The sequence below is a fragment of the Polaromonas sp. YR568 genome (genome assembly GCF_943369415.1).
Lineage (GTDB): Bacteria > Pseudomonadota > Gammaproteobacteria > Burkholderiales > Burkholderiaceae_C > Polaromonas.
On record NZ_CALRNF020000042.1, the window covers coordinates 18,395 to 35,115 of the forward strand.

Here is a 16,721-nt window from a genome sequence, read left to right on the forward strand (position 1 = left end):
GCAGCCTGCGCAAAAGTGATGGAGGGAGCCTTCACTGCCCCTGCCGAGATGGCATTTAAAGACAAGGAAAAGCGAGCACGGAAAAGTGTCATGGAGTCCCCACTTGAGAATTGAGAGCCGCGCATGCGGCCGGGCGCATGCGGACAGCCTGTCGCGCACGCGGGAATGCCTCAGGCGAGGCAGGTCAATTCAAAGTGCGGGGGGACCGCGGCTGAATGGCAGCCCGGGTATTGCAGCACCGCCGGCGACAGGAAGATCGATCGCAATCAGCTGGCTGCCGGGAGAGCACGGAATTGCGGCCACCGGCAAGGGCGGCAACACCAATCCTGTAGACGCGCAAAGATCGCAACGCAACCCGGACTGCGGTGCATCACTGTCTCCTGAATCGGCACTGGCGGTTGAGGCCGTGTTGACGCTGCAAATGCCGCCAAGCTTGCCGGTTCGCACGTCTTGCGCAAGCATGGCAACCGGCGCCACCAACGCAGACAAGACAGCCAGAAAAGCCAGCCACGCAGCCAGGCGCACCCAAATGGAGGCGGTGGAGCTTGATGATGCAGGTTTGGACACGCGGGAATTATATGCATGCCCTCCTTTATCCGGCTCCCCGGATGCGGTCATACCTTGTTTCACGCAAACAATTTTTCTGGTTTTTGACAGGGAAGATGCCGCAGGATATGAGCCAAACGCGCTATGCGATAAAGCCCCGCACCGGGATCCAGTAGGGCTTGTTCCCGCGCCGCCCAAGCCGAATAAGGTCAAACCAGCGGTCGACGCTCGCTCGCCAGCTGGAAGATGCAGTCGCCGCGGCTGACCATCGCGATGGCGCGCCGGCAAATCACCTCTCCATCGCCTTCAAAACAAACCGTCACCGGCTCCTGTTTGGGGTTGGACGGGAAATGGATCAACGCAGCGCTCTGGCCCTTGCGTACTTTCGCGCCAAGCTCCACGAGCGGCTCGTAAACGCCGTGGTCCATGGCATAGACATAGTGCGTTGCCCGGTCAATGGTCATGAGGCGGGCCTGCGACGGCGCGCTCGCCGGCACCAAGCCACCGCCCAGGACTTTGAGGAAGCCAAGCAGGTGCAGCAGGCCCTGTCGGCCTTGTTTTACCAGCGAAGCATCCACGTTGCCGCCACCGCCGAGTTCGGTCAGGAAGCAGATGGCGTTCTGGCGCCTGGCGGCGGCCGTGACGTTCACGGAGTTCGGCGCATACAGGAATGCCTTGGGCAGGCCGAAGGCCTTGAGCAGGTCCGTCACATGCTTTTCTTCTTCGGGCGTACGCGGCTCGAGTCCCATCATGTTTGCGCCGTCATAGACCAGCGAGGTACCGCCCGAATGCAGGTCGATCATGTACTGAGCGCGTGAAAGTAGGTGGTGCTCGATGTAGTGCGCGATGATCTGGGTGGGTGTTCCCAGGGGGTCTCCGGGATACAGACGGTTCAGGTTGCCATCGTCCAGCGGCGAAGTGCGCAAACCGGCTTCCGCGGCCGGGGCGTTGGCCATGGGCAGCAGGATCAACTGGCCGCTGACCATCTCGGCGTCAATCTCCCGGATGAGCCGGGAAACAATGATCTGGCCTTCATATTCGTCGCCGTGCGTGCCGGCGCTGATGATGACCACGGGCCCGTCACCGCGCTTGATGGACGCCACCGGTATGGGTATCCAGCCATAAGCCGAACGGTGCACCGAATGCGGAAGTCGCAAATAGCCGATGTGTTTGCCGTCGGCGTCCAGGTCAATATCGCACTTGATCGGGTTGCTTGCGGCGGGTTTCTGTGTTGCTTCCAAAATATCCCCAGTTGATCGGCGGATTTCGGCCCGCCGGAATAATGACTTGATCCCAAAGGCCTATTTCCAGGCCTGCCCCTTCTTCATGTTTCCGACCATGTCATAGCCCGGCGCGACATGCTGGTCGGCGAGTTTTTGCAGGGTACCGTCTGCGATCATCTCCGCGATGGCCTTGTTCATGGCCGCCAGCAAGGCGGGAGAATTTTTGGGAACGATGGCCGCACCCAGCGAATAAACGACAGGCTCCCCGACGGTCTTGACGGGCAGTTTGTTGATGGTTTTCATCTTGAAGCCGTTGAAGTAGGAGTCGATGACCGAATCCACACGGCCGTTGACGAGGTCGTTGAAAACAAAGCCGCCGCCGTCGTAGGCCTTGATCTCCGACGACGGCAGGTTTCTGCGGGCCCAGAGTTCATTCGTGGTGCCCGCGCTCACGCCCACGCTTTTTCCCTTCAGGCTCGCGGCATCCACGATATCTGCATTTTTTTCATGAACCCAGATGCGGAAGTCCTGGACTGTGTAGGGATCCGTGAAGTCCACGATCCTGGCCCGCTCGGGCGTGCGCGCCAGGCTGTTGATGACGACGTCATATTTTTTGGTGTTGATGCCGTCGATGAAGTGCTTGAACTTGTCCGCCACAAACTCCACCTTGATATTTCCGATACGCCGAAAAATTTCCCTGGCAACGGCGACGTCATAGCCGGCGGGCAAATTGTCGGCACCGATATAACTCCATGGCGGGCTTTCCTGCGTGTTCGCAACGAGCACCACGCCTTTTTTCTGCAAGCGGGAGAGAGAGTCATCGGTTTGCGCCGAGACGGCAAAGGAGGCACAGGCAAGAACCGCCGCGCCCAGCAGACAGGCCAGGCCGCGAGCCGGGGTAGAACATTGGAGCTGGGTGGTCATGGTGGCTTCCGGGTTGGGTTGGAAATGCAGAACAGTGCGGTGCAGCGGGAATCAACGGCCTTTGATATACCCATCGGCGGGGTACTTGAAATGTTCGCGCAGGAACTGATTCAGCGGCAGTGCGAGGTTCTTGCCCTGGGGCGGAATCGGGGACTGAAACCATTTGTCGTAGAGGCGCGCGGCCTCTCCTTCGCGCATCACGCGCACCAGTTCCTGGTCGACAAGTGCTTTAAAAGCCGGGTCGTTCTTCGGCAACAGGATGCCGACCTCCGAGATCGCGTGGATATCGGTCAGCAACCGGAAATCCTCGGGATGCGCCGAGTTCGCGCGCAGCGTGGCCAGCATCACGTCATCCATCATGAATCCGTCGGCCGACCCGTCGCCGACGGCGGCAAAGGCCTCCGGGCTGGTCTTGGTGATCTTGTACTTGAAATTCAGCGACGACTGCATGTCCAGCGTGCGCGCCACTTTTTCGGCCTCGGTTCCCGAGGGCAAGGCCATGGTTTTTCGTGCCAGGTCCTTGAAATGCTGAACCGGGCTGTTCGACTTGACGATGGTGCGCAGCGGCCCGATGAAATAGGCAAGCGAGAACTCCACCACCTGCAGCCGCTCTTCGGTGCGCGCCGTGCTGCCGCAGCCCATGTCTATCCTGCCGGTTTTGACGCCCTCCAGCCGCTCCTGCAAAGGCGGCGTCACATACTCAACCTTCAGATCGCTGACGCCCAGCTTCTTTCGCAGCGATTCGACCACCCTGGAACACATGTCCATGCCGTAGCCGACGGGCTGTCCATTTTCGTCATCGAGCGAAAAAGGACTGGAGGTCCTGCTATACGCAATCACCACCTTTTTGTTCGCCTTGATGCGGTCGATGGCGCCGGCGGAAGCGAGGCTTGCAAGCGCTGGCAACATGATGCAGAGCGTTGCCAGCCGCCAGAAACGCAGTGATTGGGTGGGCGCATAAGGCAAAGCATTCTCCCCGGTGCAGAAAATTGACCCGTATCAAATGATGAACAGAGACGGAATTACCGCGGCATCACTGCTGCTTAAGCGCCTTCGCGACTTCCGCGGACATGTCATAGCTCACCCCCACCCAGCGCTTGGAGAGGCGGTCAATCGTGCCGTCAGCGTGCATGTCGGCAATCGCCTTGTTGATGGCCTCGCGCAAGGCCGGCTGGTTTTTGACCATGCCGGCGGCGGAAAGCTGGTAGGTCAGAATGGGGCCCACTTCCTTGATCGGCAGCTTGTTGACGGTGGCGTACTTCATGCCGCCAAAGTGTGAGCTGATGATGGCGTCGATGCGGCCGATCGCCAGATCGTTGAAAACCAGGCCGCCATTGTCATAGGTCACAATTTCTGAATCCTTCAGGTTGGCTCGGGCCCAGGATTCGTTGCTGGTGCCTGTGGTGACCCCCACCCGCTTGCCGCGAAGGTCGGGCTTGTCCTTGATGTCGTTATTCACGGCACGCACGAAGATCCGGAAATCCTCCACGCCATAGGGTGCGCTGAAGTCGATCTGTTTCATGCGCTCCACCGTGGGAGTCAGGTCATTCATGACCAGGTCGTATTTATCGGCTTTCAGGCCTTCAACAAAATTCTTGAACAGGTCGGCGATAAATTCCACCCTGGCAATGCCGATCCGCCTGGCGACTTCCTTGGCCATTTCAACGTCGTAACCCGAGGCTTGGTTTTTGTCGTCGAGCAAGCTCCAGGGCGGGCTTGCCAGCGTGTTGGCAACGCGGATCACGCCGCTCGCGCGGGCGGTGGCCAGGATGTCGCGGGACTGGGCCCAGGATGAAGGCGCCATCACCGCGCTTGTGGCGACCAGGGTAAACAGGAGCTTGAACGCGCTCCGGCGGACAAAAGACGTTTTCATGTGAAGGCCCTTTTTGGCGTTACAGACTGACAAAATTGAATTGACCGAGAGCAAGATGCCTTGCACTTCAATAATTCTTGTCCCGTCACTGTATTGACACAATTGGGTAAAGGTACTCGGTCAATAAGCAAGACTTATAGGCCTTGCCCGGTACGGCATCCCTTCGCAAGCTCTATCGAGCCTTTCCCAGCGCCTTCTGCAGAAGTTTTTTATCCGCCTCCAGCTGGATACGCATGACCTTCAACAGGTCCTTCGCGTTCTCCGAAAGCGGAATGCCGGCGCGGAACACCAGAAGCCCGGTAAAACTCGTTTCGATGGTCATGGGCTTGATCAACAGGCCGCGCGACAGGTAGTCCAGCGCCTGGACCGGGTGCGCCATGCCCATACCCACGCCCTGGAGCGCAAACTCGCAAATTGAATTGGAATAAGGCGTTTCGAGAACCGGGCGCAAGGTCATGTTGCCCGCACCCAAAGACTGCTCCAGCCGCCGCCGGCTCGCATCCTCCGGATTCAAGGCAAGAAAAGGGTGGCTCACGAGATCTTCCGCATCAATGGTCTTCTTGCGCGCCAAGGGGTGTTGCGCGTTCATGACGATGACACCGGGCAGGCGGACAAATTCGGAATGCTCCAGGCCCGACACCGACAGCTCGTCGGCCATCAAGCCAAAGTCGAGCTGCCCCGCTGAAACCTGCTGGTGCACTTCGCGCGAACTCATGATCTGGAAGGACATCTGGATGCGCCGCGTGTCCAGCCCGAAGGCGGCTATCGCACGCGGCATGAAGCCGGTGCCCAATGCCGGCATGGACGCGATGGCAAGCCGTCCTAGCCCAAAGGACTTCAGGCTGCGGACCCGGTGCTCAATGACTTCAAAGCCGGTAAAGCAGCGATCGACCTCCACCATCAGGGCCAAGGCCTCCTGGGTTGGGACAAGGCGCCCACGCACCCGGTCGAACAAACGCAGTTCGGACGAGGCCTCCAGCTTGCGGATGGATTGGCTCACGGCAGGCTGCGAGACTTCCAAAAGGGTGGCCGCCTTGCTGGTCGTTCCCGCCTGCATCACGGCCCTGAAGACCTGTATATCCCGCATTTCCATCTATAACCTCCATTTATAGAGTTAATCATCTGACGTGTTGAAGTAATACCTGCTCTGCATAACACTGGAAGCCGTATGACCGCAATTCCAAAGAGACACTAACCTGGACAACTAGCATAAATGAACTCTATCAATAGAACTAATACTGCGTTTGCAAGCCTCTCGCCGGCGGTCCTGCGCGCATCCACCGTGGTCTTTGATTCGCTGGACGACTTCGTCAAGCGCAAGAGCCGCCAGCCCGACGGGTTCAGCTACGGCATCACGGGCACGCCCACCGCACGCCACCTGGAAGGAAAGATTGCCGCGCTGGAGGGCGGAAAACACTGCGTGATCACCCCTTCGGGGCAATCCGCACTGATGACGACGGTCATGGGCTTTGTGCGCGGCGGCGACCACCTGCTCATGTCCGCCGCCTGCTACGGGGCACTCAAGACTTTCGCGGATAAATGGCTGGCGAAAATGAATGTGGCGGTCGAGCTCTATGCGCCTGCCGCGAGCGCGACCGAGATCGAAGCGATGATCAGACCCAGCACCCGCATGATCTGCATGGAATCCCCGGGCACCGTGACGATGGAAATGCAGGACACGCCGGCGATCGCCCGGATCGCCAGAAAGCACGGCGTGCTGACCATGATGGACAACACCTGGGCCAGCCCGCTCGGGTTTCGGCCGCTGGAGCACGGCGTTGATTTCAGCATCGAGGCGGCGACCAAATTCCTGGGCGGTCATTCGGACCTTCTGATGGGCAGCATCAGCATGAATGACCACGGGCACTACGAAGTCCTGCGCGAAACGCAAAGCATCCTCGGCCAGCAGGTCAGCCCTGACGACTGCTTTCTCGTGCTGCGCGGCATGGAAACCCTCAAGGTCAGGCTTGCCGTACAGAGCGCCTCCACGCTGAAGATCGCGCGCTGGCTCGAGGCCCAGCCCGAAGTCGAAAAACTGCTCTACCCGCCACTGGAGTCAGACCCGGGGCACGCGATCTGGAAACGCGACTTCAAGACCAATGGCTGCCTGTTCTCTCTCATCCTGAAGCCGGGACCGGAACAGGCCTTTCATGGCTTTTTTGACTCGCTCCAGCAATTCGTGATCGGCGCCAGCTGGGGCGGCGTGCATAGCCTGGCCGCCTATTACCCGGCAGCGCTGCAAGCCAACCGCGCGTTTGCGCTGACCGATCAGCCGGTGATCCGGCTCTCCATCGGCCTTGAAGAGACCGACGAGTTGATTGCCGACCTGCAGGCAGGCCTGGCCGCATACGGCGACATCCGGTCCGCCAAGCCATGAGCCCGCGTCCCCAGCATCCATCCGCCACTGAGAGGACGCCAGCATGATTGATTTATTTTTCAGGGCCTTGCCTTTGCTCGAGAAGGCGGTCCTGGTGACCCTCGGCCTCGGGTTCTCGGCATTCTTTTTCGGCTGTGTACTCGGCCTGCTCGTGGCGCTGGCGCGTATTTCACCGTTCAAGCCGCTGCGCTGGTTCGCGTTTTCCTATGTCTCGATCTTCCGTGGCACGCCGCTGCTGATCCAGATTCTGCTGATTTACTTCGGGCTGCCCAGCTACGGCATCGTTATCAGCCCGATTCCGGCAGCCCTGCTCGCGCTCAGCCTGTTTGCGGCCGCCTACCTCAGCGAAAACTTCCGCTCCGGCATCATGGCGGTCGACAAAGGCCAATGGGAGGCGGCATGGTCCATGGGAATGGGCTACTGGAAGACCTTGTTCCGCGTGGTGCTGCCGCAGGCCTTCCGGATCGCACTGCCGCCGGTGGGCAGCCGCCTCATCGGGCTCATGAAAGACACGTCACTTGCCTCCACCGTGACAGTCGTAGAGCTCACGCGGGTGGCCGACCAGATAGGGGCCACCACCTTCCGCTACATGGAAATGTTCCTGATGGTCGGCGCGATCTACTGGTTTATCAACCAGATACTGACCATTCTGCAAACCTGGCTGGAAAGCCGGCTCTCGAGGCGCTACCAATGATCAACCACGACAACTGCACCGTCCGTGTGCGCGGGCTGGCCAAAAGCTTTGGCGCCAACCAGGTGCTCAAGCATATCGACCTGACGGTGTCCCAGGGCGAGGTCATCGTCATCATGGGACCATCGGGCTCCGGAAAAACCACGTTCATCCGCTCACTTAATTTCCTCGAAGTTCCCGACAGGGGCACTGTTGAGGTCTGCGGCATCGGCATCACCGACCCGACCCGAAAACCATCGCACGCCGACCGCCGGAAGATCCTGGAGATCCGGAAAAAGACGGCCATGGTTTTTCAATCCTTCAATCTGTTCCCGCACATGACGGCACTGGACAACGTGATTGAGGGTTTGGTGTCGGTCAAGGGGGTCAAAAAAGCGGTAGCCCAGGTGCGCGGCCGTGACCTGCTTGCCCAGGTCGGGCTGCTTGGAAAAGCGGATGAATATCCAGGCCGGCTTTCGGGAGGCCAGAAGCAGCGCGTCGCGATCGCACGCTCGCTGGCGATGGACCCCGAAGTGATCCTGTTCGACGAACCGACCTCGGCGCTTGACCCCGAGTTGCGCGGTGAAGTGCTCAAGGTCATGCGCGACCTCGCCGACAAGGGGATGACCATGCTGGTCGTGACCCATGAGACCCGCTTTGCCCAGGAAGTTGCAGACCGCATTGTCTTCATGGAAGGCGGCCATGTCATGGAAGACACTACGCCGGCAGAGTTCTTTGGTCCAAACGGCAGCGAGCGCAGTATTCAGTTCCTGGGGCGCATCAACGAATAAACCATCGGCACCAGTTCAGATTCACTTCGCTCAGGTGACCGGGTAACCGGGCGCCCGGTATCCGAGGCCGATCAACGGCAGCAAGCGCTATGCCTGGCCCGAGAAGCGCCTCTGGCGGAACTTCCTGACATCGCCGTGCCGCTTGGCCGCCAAACCGGATTCTGGTGCGGGGTGATTGTTCAACGCCGCTGAACCGACGCCAGCCGCAACGCCCGCGTGAGGAACAGCGGGTTGCCGATCACATAGCGCTGGAACAGCCGGCGCGGCTCCAGCGCCAGGCGATACACCCATTCCACCCCGGTCTTGCGCATCCACAGCGGCGCGCGCGGCGTCTTGCCGCCCAGGAAATCGATGATGGCGCCGCCGCAGACGATCAGGCACGGATGGCTGAGCACCTCGCGCAACTGGGCCGCGACCTCTTCCTGCCGCGGCATGCCCATGCCGAGCACGATCAGCGCCGGCCGGTGTTCGGCCGCGAGCCGGGCGTAGGCTTGCGCGTCGAGAAAGCCGTTGGCGCGCATGACCGCGCTGTGCGGCGCGAACTCCTGCCGCACGCGTTGCCAGGCCTTTTCCAGCCAGGGATCGCGCGTGCCGAACAGCGCGATGCCGCGGCCGTCGAAGGCGCGTATCAGCCTGGGAATCAGGTCGGTGCCGTTGAGGTTCAGGCCCGGCTCCATGCGCAGCATCTTGAACAGCGTCGCCATGCCGGAGCCGTCCCTGAGCACCCGGTCGGCCGATTGCATGGCCTCAAAAAAGGGCGCAGACACCGCCACGGAGTTCATCGCATGCGCATTGGCAAACGCCAGCACCGAGGGCGCGCGCGGGCGGCTCAGTTCATCGAGCAACGCCTGCCCCTGGGCGGGACTTTGCACGCGCTCGATTTTTTCAAGCAGCAACGACCAGCGGCGGCGCCAGTCGGGTGCATGTCCGTCGTGGGGATTCAGCATGGTCCCACCCGGCCTCTGTACTGACGCGTGAGAAAATCGGGCCTATGTCGAACACCGCCAACGCAGGTCTCAATTTCCAGCGCACCGTCCGCATCCTCGCGGGGCTGACGGTCGCCCTGAGCGCGGCCGTGCTCTACATCGCAGGCGCCCAGCCCGTGGCGGTGGGCCTGTTCCCCGCCCCCTGGGACAAACTGGCCCACCTGCTGACCTTTGCCGTGGTCGGCGCGGCCGCGGGCCTGGCCGGCGGCATGCGCGGCTGGCGCATGGCACTGTGTTGTGTGGCCGGCGCCCTGCTGGTAGGCGGCATGGACGAGCTGCACCAGATGTTCCTGCCGGGCCGCTCGGCAAGCTGGTCCGACCTGGCGGCCGACGCGGCGGGCGGACTGCTGGGGGCAACCGGGCTGGCCGTGCTGCAGCGCTTCAAGCAGCACTTCACGCGTCGCATCACGCATCGTTAAGCACCGATCCCACCAGGGCCACGCCGAATTCGCGCAGGCTGTGCGTGAAGCGCGTCATCTGCGGCACCGAGCTGGTGTTCTGCCGCGCCACCACCAAAGCCGCACCGGCGCGCACCGCCACCGTGTGGGCGTCCGCGCATTCGCTGGCGGGCGGGGTGTCGATGATGATGATGTCGAAATCCTGGCCCAGCGATTGCAGCAGCCGTGAAAACTCCTGGCGGCCCAGCAGCTCCTGCGGATTGGGCGGGATCACGCCCGCCGGCAGCACCGACAAATCCTGCAGCGCGGGCACACTGACAACGGCCTCGGGCCCGGCGCGGCCCGCCAGCATGTCCGACAGGCCCGCGCCCTTGCCGAGGTTGAACAGCTGGTGCTGGCGCGGCGCGCGCATGTCCGCATCGATCAACAAGGTGCGCTGGCCCAACTGTGAAAACACGATGGCCAGGTTGGCCGCGATATAGCTGCGCCCCTCCTTGGAGCCGGCGCTGACGATGGCCAGGCCGCGGCGCTCGGCGCCGGTGTCGAACCAGCGCAGCATCAGCTGGCTGCGCAAGGCGCGCAACTGCTCCACGGGCTGGCTGTCGGGCTGGTAGGCCGCCACCAGTTCGCGGCTCAAGTTGCTTTCGCGGGCCAGGTAGGGGTAGTCGAACTGCACCGACAGCGCATAGCGCACGTCGTCGTCGGTCAGCAGCCCCAGGGCCTTGCCGGAGTCGCCGAAGCGCGCCCCGCGGTCGCGCTGGAAATTCAGGATGCGCTCGGCATCCAGCGGCGACAGCCGCCCGGCGTCGACCAGGATCATGCCCATGGCCCGGCCCGAGCCGGTGGCCGGCTTGCTGGGCACGGTCAGGGGAACGGGGCGCACGGCCGTGGCGTTGTTGTTTCTGTTCATCATTCTTTATCCTCCAAGACCCAAGGCGAGACGGCGCGGACCGCTGAGCCGGGCGCTGCCCCTGCTCGAAGAAATGCTGGCCAGCACCGGCAGGCCCAGCATCTGCACCAGGTCTTCGGCCGAGCGCACGCGGCGGTTGGTCAGTTCCAGCAACAAGGCGCAGGCGATGCCCAGCAGGGTCCCGCCAAACGCGGCGATCAGCAGGTTGAGCAGCAGCCGCGGGCTGGACGGCCCGACGGGCGCCGTCGCCACGTTCAGGCGCACCACATTGGTCTGGTTGCTCAGGCTTTGCAGGCGCGTCTGCGAAGCGCTCTGGCTCACGGCCTCATAGGCGCGCTGGGCCGACTCGACGTCGCGGCGGTAGACGTTGAGCTCGTCGCGCTGCTTGTTCAGGGCCAGCACGCGTGCTTTCTGCGCGCCGACGGCCCCTTGCAGTTCGCGCTCGCGGTCCTTGCCGACGCGGTAGGTGGTTTCGATGGAGGCATTGATGCGCGAGGTTTCGCTGGCCAGCCGGCTCTTGAGGGCCGCCAGTTCGGACTCGGCGCGCTGGCGCTCGGGGTGGTTCTCGCCCAGGCGCACACTGACTTCCTGCACCTTGGCCTCCTGGCGCGCGACGTCGGCCTTCAGGCCGTTGATCAGCGGGCTTTGCATGACCTCGGCCACGGTGTCGCCGCGCGAGCCGCGCTTGCTCTGGCTGTCGGTGGTTTCGCCCTGCACCGTGGTGAGCTGCGACGAGATCTCGCCGAGCTTGGCGGTTTCATAGTCCACGCGTTCGTCGGTGCTGACGATGCCGGCTTTCTGCTGGTAGTCCGACAGGCGCGCCTGGGCTTCTTCAAGCTTGGCGCGCGAGGCCTTGGTCTGCTCGTCGAACCATTCCGCATAGATGCGGGCCGGTTCGGTCTTGAGCGCCAGGTTGATGTCGAGGTAGGCCTGCGCAAACGCGTTGGCGATGTTGGCGGCGGCCTCGGGTTCGCTGCCCTTGTAGGTGATGTTGATCACATTGCTTTCGCGCGCGGGGCGGACATCGAGGCGTTTTTGCAGCGAGTCGGCCAGCCAGCCCTCCAGCGTGCCGCGGCCTTCGGTCGCTTCCTGCCAGCGCTCTTTGGTTTGCGGGTTTTCATCGAGCTTGAGCACTTTCACGACGCGCTGCGCGACCCGGTCGCCGCCAATGATGTCGACCTGCGTGGCCATGTAGCTGGGCGCCACCAGGCCGGGCAAGGCCGCGCCGCCGGCCACCGGGTCGGGCGAGCGCACGTCGACGAGCACGGCGGTCTGGGCCGTGTATTTTTTCGGCAGCACCAGGCTGACGGCCAGCGCCGCGGAGACCGCCAGCAGGATGACCAGCAGGGCCACCTTGTAGCGGGCGCGCAGGATCAGTAAAAATTGATGGAGTGTCATGGTGGCTCTCCGGTGTTAGAAAAGGCTTTCGCGGACGTAGATCACGTCCTCGGCGCGAACCGGGTCAGTCAGGCTGGGCGTGGTTTCCACGACCTTGCCCGAGGCGTCGCGGCGGTGCAGCTTCAGGCGGTTCTGGCTGCCGCGCACGGTGGGGCCGCCGCCCTGAGCCAGCGCCTGCATCACCGTCATGCCGCGCTCGATGCGGTAGGGGCCTGGGCGCTGCGCCTCGCCGTAGATGTAGAACATGGGCGCCTTGTTGACGTAGAGGGTGTCCCCGCCGGCCAGCACGATGTCTTCGTCGGACTTTTCATTGAGGAACAACGCGGGAATGTCGATGACCTTGCGAAAGGGTTTGCCCTCGCGCTGGCCGGTGACGATGAGCACGTCGTCGCCCGTCGCGGTGGTGCCGCCGGCGGCGGCCAGCATGTCGCTGACGCGGGTGTTGAAGGTCTCCAGCGGGAAGCGGCCGGGCCGGCTCACCTGCCCCAGCACCGCCACCTGGTTGCCGCGCACCTGGCGCAGCACGATGTTGACCTGCGGCACCTTGACGAAGCCGCCGGTGCGCAAGGCGTCGCCGATCTTTTTCTCGGCTTCGGAAATCGTCAGGCCGCCCAGCTGCACGCTGCCGACCAGCGGGTAGCTGATCACGCCGCTTTCAGAGACGCGCGCATCGATGGACAGGTCGGGGCTCTGGTAGACCTGCACGCCGATGGCGTCGCCGGCGCCCAGGCGGTAGTCCTGGTTGTTGGGCACGGGCGCGGGAGCCGCGGCCGGTGCGGGTGCCGCCGGTGCCGTGGTGGCCGCCGCCTGGAGCGTTGGCTGCGAAGACGGCGATGGTGCCGTTGCCGTCTGCGCGAACACCGCGGCGGGCAGGCACAGCAGGGCCGTCAGGATATATCGATTCATGGATGTGGGAAGCAGCGTTTTCATGGTGTCGCCTTTCAGGGAAGCGGGAAATTCAGAAATGGAGGGTGGTGGAAGGCTTTCATCAAAAACTCGCGTCGGCGGCAATGCCGAAGGAGTTGCTCTTGTAGTCGGCGCCCGGCTCGTTGGATTTGCGCCTGTCGCTTTGCACCGAGGCGGTCAGCTTGAGCGCGCGCAGCGCCTGCCATTCGACGGCCAGGGACAGCAGGTCGGTGGTGTCGCGGCGGTTGCTGGCGGCAAAGCCGGGCAGCGGGCCCTTGAAGTCGCGCGCACCGTGGTCGTAGCGCAGGCGCACGGCGGTTTTTTCGCTGGCCTTCCAGGTCGGCGCGATGAAGAAGCGGTAGCCCTCGTAATAGCTCGCGTTCAAGGTCTGGTAGCTGCCCAGTTCACGCACCACGCCGCCGGCCAGGCCGGTCTTGGCGGTGATGGCCCAGTTGGCGTCGAGCTGGCCCGTCACACCCGAAAAGTCGCGCGCGCCCAGGCCGTCGTGGGCGCGGTCGAAGTAGGCGGCCTTGGCCCGCAGCGTGGTCTTGGCGGTGGGCGCCCAGTCGAAGCGGACCTCATGCTCGCGGTCGGTGAAGTTGCCGGCGGACACCGGCGAAGGCAAGCGGCCCGGGTACTCGCCCTTGCCGTCCCTGAAGCGGTAGGCCATGGAGGTGCCCGACGGGTAGACATAACGCACGCCGGCCTCGCCGCCGTGGACTTTGGTGTCGCCCTCGAAGGTGAAAGGCTGGCTGTTGGAGCTGGTGCGCTCAAACACCCCGCCCACCAGGCGCCAGGCGCCGTCGAGTTCATATTCGGCATCGAACACGGTGGAGCGGTTGGTACGGCGGTTGATCTGCCCGCGCGCCTGCACGTCGGCATAGGGGTCCACATATTCGCTGCGGTCCGTCGTGAGGTTGCCGTGCAGCGCCGGCGTGAAGCTCCAGCGCCAGGCGGCGGCGTAGTTCACCGCGGTGAAATCCAGGTAGGAAAACCGGCTGTAGTGGTGGTCTTCCACGCCGGCCTCGAGCTCAAAGCGCTGCAAGCCATAGGGCTTGTCGATCTTGAAGCCCGCCGTCGTCACCGCGACGGTGTCGTCGCGGTCGGGCGTTCCTATCACCGCCTGCGCGTTGGCGCTGTCGGACAGCCGGAAGACGTTGCTGTCGTGCGTCACGGTCTGGCCGGCATTGAACTGCAGGGTGTCCAGGTTGTCGGCGTGCGCGGCCAGCGGAAACAGGCCCAGTACAAGGAGCGGGATGGGAAGAAGCGTGCGATGTGAACTCAAAAGCGGTCCTCCGTTTTCTGTTTAATAAGCCGCGCTGTCCTTGAAGACCAGGCGTATGGTTTTGAAGATGATGAAAAAATCGAGCTGCAGCGACCAGTTGCGCAGGTAGTCCAGGTCGCAGTCGATGCGCGACTGCATCTTGTCCAGCGTGTCGGTCTCGCCGCGCTGGCCGTTGACCTGGGCCCAGCCCGTGATGCCGGGCCTGACCTTGTGGCGCACCATGTAGCCCTTGATCAGCGAGCGGTACATCTCGTTGTGCGCGACGGCATGCGGGCGCGGCCCGACGATGCTCATGCGGCCCTGCAGCACGTTCACGAACTGCGGCAGCTCGTCGAGCGAAGTCTTGCGCAGGATGGCGCCCAGCTTGGTAACGCGCATGTCGTTCTTGCTCGCCTGGCGTATGGTGCCGCCGTCTTCCGTGACGGCCATGGAGCGGAATTTGTAGACCAGGATTTCCTCGCCGTCCAGGCCGTAGCGGCGCTGCTTGAAGATGACCGGGCCGGGCGAGTCCAGCTTCACCATCAGCGCGATGACCAGAAGGATGGGCGATATCAGCAGCAGGATCAGCAGCGACAGCACGACGTCGCTGGCGCGCTTGAGCACGCCGTTGACGCCGCGAAACGGCGTGTCGCACACCGAGATCACCGTGACGCCGCACACCGTGTCGCTGCGCCCCTGGATCAGGTCGGTGATGAACATGTCGGGCACAAAGTAGATCGAGGCCGTCGTGTCCTTGAGGCCGTCGAGCACCTGCAGGATGCGCGGGCGCGAGGCCATGGGCAGCGACAGGTAGATGAACTGGATGCGGTGCCGCTTGACGTAGGCCGGCAGGTCGTCGATCTTGCCGATCAGGCGGTTTTCGTCCTGGCCGTCCGACGCCGTGCGCCGGTCTTCGCCGCGATCGTCAAAAAACCCCTGCAGCTCGATGCCCGAGTAAGCCGAGCCGGCGATGTGCCGGGCCAGTGAAACGCCCTGCTCATTCATGCCGACGATCACCGCGCCACTGGGCTGGCCCTGCAGCTTGAGCAGTTGCGGCGCGGCAGCCCTGAGCGCAATGTGCGCGCCGGCCTGGGCCGCGGGCGCGACCCACAGCCAGTGGCCCAGCACCGTCATGGAAAACTTGTGGAAGTACTCCGTCACATAACCGGTCAGCAGCAGCAGGCCGGCAATCCATACCCAGTGAAAAGCGATCTTGGCCATCACCTTCCACACCGGCAGGCGCAGTTGCGAGCTGCCCGGAAAGGTCAGCGAGAACACGATGAGGGACAGGATCAGGTAGGCCGGCCGCACCGAGCCTTCGAAATAAAAGGCCAGCGCCCACAGCGAGAACACCAGCACCAGCGGGTCCAGCCCGGCTTCGACGGCGGTGAACAGGTGGCTGCGGCCCAGCCCCATGGAGCGCGGCTCGCGCTGGTTCAGCCAGGCGGACGCGGAGTTGAGTTGGTTTGCTTCAGCCATAGACGCCGACCCTCGTGACTTTGGACACCGCCTGCGCGCGGTTGAAGACGTTGAGCTTCTGGAAGATGCGCTGCATGTGGTTCTTCACGGTGAAGCCGCTGATGTTCAGGATGGCGCCGATTTCGGAATTGGTTTTGCCCATCGCCACCCAGGCCATGATCTGGGTTTCGCGTTCGCTCAGGCCCGAGGCGTCCTCGGCGGCGCCGCGTGCAGATACCGCGGCCTGGCGGCGCTGCTGCGGCAACGGCGGCATCTGGCGCAGGGCGGCGTCCATGCTGGGCATCAGCAGGCGGATGGCCGTGCATGCCGGCTCGGCCGGAATGCCGTCGGCGCTCATCAAGACATAGAGGCACTCCTGCTGCGCCCTCTCGTCGTGCAGACCATGGATCAGCACCGAGCGCATGCCGCGCAGGCTGCTGCAGAAAGAGCCCGGCAAACTCGCCTGGCCCAAGAGGTATTCGAACTCGCCGAAGTCCAGGCTGCACGGTTGCCGGCCGGCGGCCAGCCAGCGCTCATGGAATTTACCGAGCAGGAACGGCAGGCCGTCCGTGCCCGCGGCATAGGAACGCGCGCCCGGCAAGCGAGACACGACGTCGTGCTGGATGGCGCCTTCCTGGAAGTTGCCCCAGCCCGCCAGCAGGATGTCGTGGGGAAGGCATTGCTGGATGTCGCCCTGTAGCCATTCGAGCAGGTCCGCGTGCCGGGCAATGGACGTGCTTTGCTCTACCAGCGCCGCATAGCGCACTGAATCTTCGCCTGAAAGCGGAGTGTGAAACTTCATGTCTGGATGTCACTTCCCTGAGTTTGTTTCCGCGAATTCACCGGTGTGAAGGGCGCTGCGGAAACAGCTGATTGGAGAATCGAACAAGTCGCGCGGAGTCGCTATGAGCAAGGCGAGAAAGTTGATGTAGGAGATCGATGACCCAGTTTAGGGTTTCCCCGATTGATTCATTTGACAAACAGGAGATGCATTCGT

The 16,721-nt window shown here is 63.0% G+C and carries 17 protein-coding genes; 4 read left to right on the forward strand and 13 right to left on the reverse strand.

Annotated features, from left to right (window positions below):
* Positions 1-189: 189 nt before the first annotated feature.
* The 6 genes from ACLV74_RS21880 to ACLV74_RS21905 all read right to left on the reverse strand — a co-directional run bounded on the left by ACLV74_RS21880 (position 190) and on the right by ACLV74_RS21905 (position 5,659).
* Positions 190-618 (reverse strand): DUF2946 family protein, encoded by a 429-nt coding sequence (locus ACLV74_RS21880; RefSeq protein WP_411881558.1) that lies wholly within the window; start codon positions 616-618, stop codon positions 190-192.
* Between the two features lie 137 nt (positions 619-755).
* Positions 756-1,787 (reverse strand): succinylglutamate desuccinylase/aspartoacylase family protein, encoded by a 1,032-nt coding sequence (locus tag ACLV74_RS21885; RefSeq protein WP_411881530.1) that lies wholly within the window; start codon positions 1,785-1,787, stop codon positions 756-758.
* 60 nt (positions 1,788-1,847) lie between these two features.
* Entirely contained in the window at positions 1,848-2,693 is an 846-nt protein-coding gene (locus tag ACLV74_RS21890; protein WP_411881531.1) for a transporter substrate-binding domain-containing protein, read from the reverse strand.
* A 51-nt stretch (positions 2,694-2,744) separates the two neighbouring features.
* Positions 2,745-3,602: an amino acid ABC transporter substrate-binding protein gene (locus ACLV74_RS21895; protein ID WP_411881532.1), complete on the reverse strand. Its 858-nt coding sequence runs from the start codon at positions 3,600-3,602 to the stop codon at positions 2,745-2,747.
* A gap of 124 nt (positions 3,603-3,726) precedes the next feature.
* Complete coding sequence (locus ACLV74_RS21900; RefSeq protein WP_411881533.1) at positions 3,727-4,566, reverse strand: transporter substrate-binding domain-containing protein; 840 nt, start codon at positions 4,564-4,566, stop codon at positions 3,727-3,729.
* A gap of 172 nt (positions 4,567-4,738) precedes the next feature.
* On the reverse strand, positions 4,739-5,659 hold the full coding sequence (locus ACLV74_RS21905) for a LysR substrate-binding domain-containing protein (protein ID WP_411881534.1): 921 nt from the start codon (positions 5,657-5,659) through the stop codon (positions 4,739-4,741).
* 120 nt (positions 5,660-5,779) lie between these two features.
* Between ACLV74_RS21905 and metC the strand changes: the two genes are divergently transcribed.
* From metC to ACLV74_RS21920, 3 genes are read left to right on the forward strand one after another with little or no spacing between them, the layout of a single operon-like run.
* A complete protein-coding gene (gene metC / locus ACLV74_RS21910) occupies positions 5,780-6,943 on the forward strand; it encodes a cystathionine beta-lyase (RefSeq protein WP_411881535.1) in 1,164 nt (387 codons plus the stop codon).
* A 43-nt stretch (positions 6,944-6,986) separates the two neighbouring features.
* Positions 6,987-7,637 carry an amino acid ABC transporter permease gene (locus tag ACLV74_RS21915; RefSeq protein ID WP_411881536.1) on the forward strand — a complete coding sequence of 217 codons (651 nt, stop codon included), beginning with the start codon at positions 6,987-6,989 and terminating at the stop codon, positions 7,635-7,637.
* The gene (locus ACLV74_RS21920; protein WP_411881537.1) at positions 7,634-8,404 is read left to right on the forward strand and encodes an amino acid ABC transporter ATP-binding protein; all 771 of its coding nucleotides are present in this window, start codon (positions 7,634-7,636) and stop codon (positions 8,402-8,404) included. The genes ACLV74_RS21915 and ACLV74_RS21920 overlap by 4 nt, the downstream gene beginning before the upstream one ends.
* Before the next feature lie 179 nt (positions 8,405-8,583).
* On the opposite strand, the gene ACLV74_RS21925 is transcribed toward ACLV74_RS21920, so the two are convergent.
* Entirely contained in the window at positions 8,584-9,351 is a 768-nt protein-coding gene (locus ACLV74_RS21925) for a WecB/TagA/CpsF family glycosyltransferase (protein WP_411881538.1), read from the reverse strand.
* A 44-nt stretch (positions 9,352-9,395) separates the two neighbouring features.
* Between ACLV74_RS21925 and ACLV74_RS21930 the strand changes: the two genes are divergently transcribed.
* Entirely contained in the window at positions 9,396-9,809 is a 414-nt protein-coding gene (locus tag ACLV74_RS21930) for a VanZ family protein (protein WP_411881539.1), read from the forward strand.
* On the opposite strand, the gene epsG is transcribed toward ACLV74_RS21930, so the two are convergent.
* The 6 genes from epsG to epsA are packed head-to-tail and all read right to left on the reverse strand — an operon-like array spanning position 9,796 to position 16,526.
* Positions 9,796-10,698, reverse strand: a complete 903-nt coding sequence (gene epsG / locus ACLV74_RS21935) for a chain length determinant protein tyrosine kinase EpsG (RefSeq protein WP_411881559.1) — start codon at positions 10,696-10,698, stop codon at positions 9,796-9,798. The genes ACLV74_RS21930 and epsG overlap by 14 nt on opposite strands.
* A 6-nt stretch (positions 10,699-10,704) precedes the next feature.
* A complete protein-coding gene (gene epsF, locus ACLV74_RS21940) occupies positions 10,705-12,096 on the reverse strand; it encodes a chain length determinant protein EpsF (RefSeq protein ID WP_411881540.1) in 1,392 nt (463 codons plus the stop codon).
* Positions 12,097-12,111: 15 nt separating this feature from the next.
* Positions 12,112-13,026, reverse strand: coding sequence for a polysaccharide export protein EpsE (epsE, locus tag ACLV74_RS21945; RefSeq protein ID WP_411881541.1), 915 nt, complete (start codon positions 13,024-13,026; stop codon positions 12,112-12,114).
* Between the two features lie 58 nt (positions 13,027-13,084).
* Positions 13,085-14,287: an XrtB/PEP-CTERM-associated polysaccharide biosynthesis outer membrane protein EpsL gene (epsL, locus tag ACLV74_RS21950; protein WP_411881542.1), complete on the reverse strand. Its 1,203-nt coding sequence runs from the start codon at positions 14,285-14,287 to the stop codon at positions 13,085-13,087.
* Positions 14,288-14,308: 21 nt separating this feature from the next.
* Entirely contained in the window at positions 14,309-15,745 is a 1,437-nt protein-coding gene (locus ACLV74_RS21955) for an undecaprenyl-phosphate glucose phosphotransferase (protein ID WP_411881543.1), read from the reverse strand.
* On the reverse strand, positions 15,738-16,526 hold the full coding sequence (epsA, locus tag ACLV74_RS21960; protein ID WP_411881544.1) for an XrtB/PEP-CTERM-associated transcriptional regulator EpsA: 789 nt from the start codon (positions 16,524-16,526) through the stop codon (positions 15,738-15,740). Before epsA ends, ACLV74_RS21955 begins: the two co-directional genes overlap by 8 nt.
* Between the last annotated feature and the right edge of the window lie 195 nt (positions 16,527-16,721).

What these genes read in the sequence shown, in the direction of transcription:
- ACLV74_RS21930 (WP_411881539.1), top strand. Translation starts at nt 9,396, where the DNA reads ATGTCGAACACCGCCAACGCAGGTCTCAATTTCCAGCGCACCGTCCGC.
- epsA (WP_411881544.1), bottom strand. Translation starts at nt 16,526, where the DNA reads ATGAAGTTTCACACTCCGCTTTCAGGCGAAGATTCAGTGCGCTATGCG.
- ACLV74_RS21920 (WP_411881537.1), top strand. Translation starts at nt 7,634, where the DNA reads ATGATCAACCACGACAACTGCACCGTCCGTGTGCGCGGGCTGGCCAAA.
- epsE (WP_411881541.1), bottom strand. Translation starts at nt 13,026, where the DNA reads ATGAAAACGCTGCTTCCCACATCCATGAATCGATATATCCTGACGGCC.
- epsF (WP_411881540.1), bottom strand. Translation starts at nt 12,096, where the DNA reads ATGACACTCCATCAATTTTTACTGATCCTGCGCGCCCGCTACAAGGTG.
- ACLV74_RS21925 (WP_411881538.1), bottom strand. Translation starts at nt 9,351, where the DNA reads ATGCTGAATCCCCACGACGGACATGCACCCGACTGGCGCCGCCGCTGG.
- ACLV74_RS21895 (WP_411881532.1), bottom strand. Translation starts at nt 3,602, where the DNA reads ATGTTGCCAGCGCTTGCAAGCCTCGCTTCCGCCGGCGCCATCGACCGC.
- ACLV74_RS21905 (WP_411881534.1), bottom strand. Translation starts at nt 5,659, where the DNA reads ATGGAAATGCGGGATATACAGGTCTTCAGGGCCGTGATGCAGGCGGGA.
- epsG (WP_411881559.1), bottom strand. Translation starts at nt 10,698, where the DNA reads ATGAACAGAAACAACAACGCCACGGCCGTGCGCCCCGTTCCCCTGACC.
- ACLV74_RS21890 (WP_411881531.1), bottom strand. Translation starts at nt 2,693, where the DNA reads ATGACCACCCAGCTCCAATGTTCTACCCCGGCTCGCGGCCTGGCCTGT.
- ACLV74_RS21915 (WP_411881536.1), top strand. Translation starts at nt 6,987, where the DNA reads ATGATTGATTTATTTTTCAGGGCCTTGCCTTTGCTCGAGAAGGCGGTC.
- metC (WP_411881535.1), top strand. Translation starts at nt 5,780, where the DNA reads ATGAACTCTATCAATAGAACTAATACTGCGTTTGCAAGCCTCTCGCCG.
- ACLV74_RS21880 (WP_411881558.1), bottom strand. Translation starts at nt 618, where the DNA reads ATGACCGCATCCGGGGAGCCGGATAAAGGAGGGCATGCATATAATTCC.
- ACLV74_RS21900 (WP_411881533.1), bottom strand. Translation starts at nt 4,566, where the DNA reads ATGAAAACGTCTTTTGTCCGCCGGAGCGCGTTCAAGCTCCTGTTTACC.
- ACLV74_RS21955 (WP_411881543.1), bottom strand. Translation starts at nt 15,745, where the DNA reads ATGGCTGAAGCAAACCAACTCAACTCCGCGTCCGCCTGGCTGAACCAG.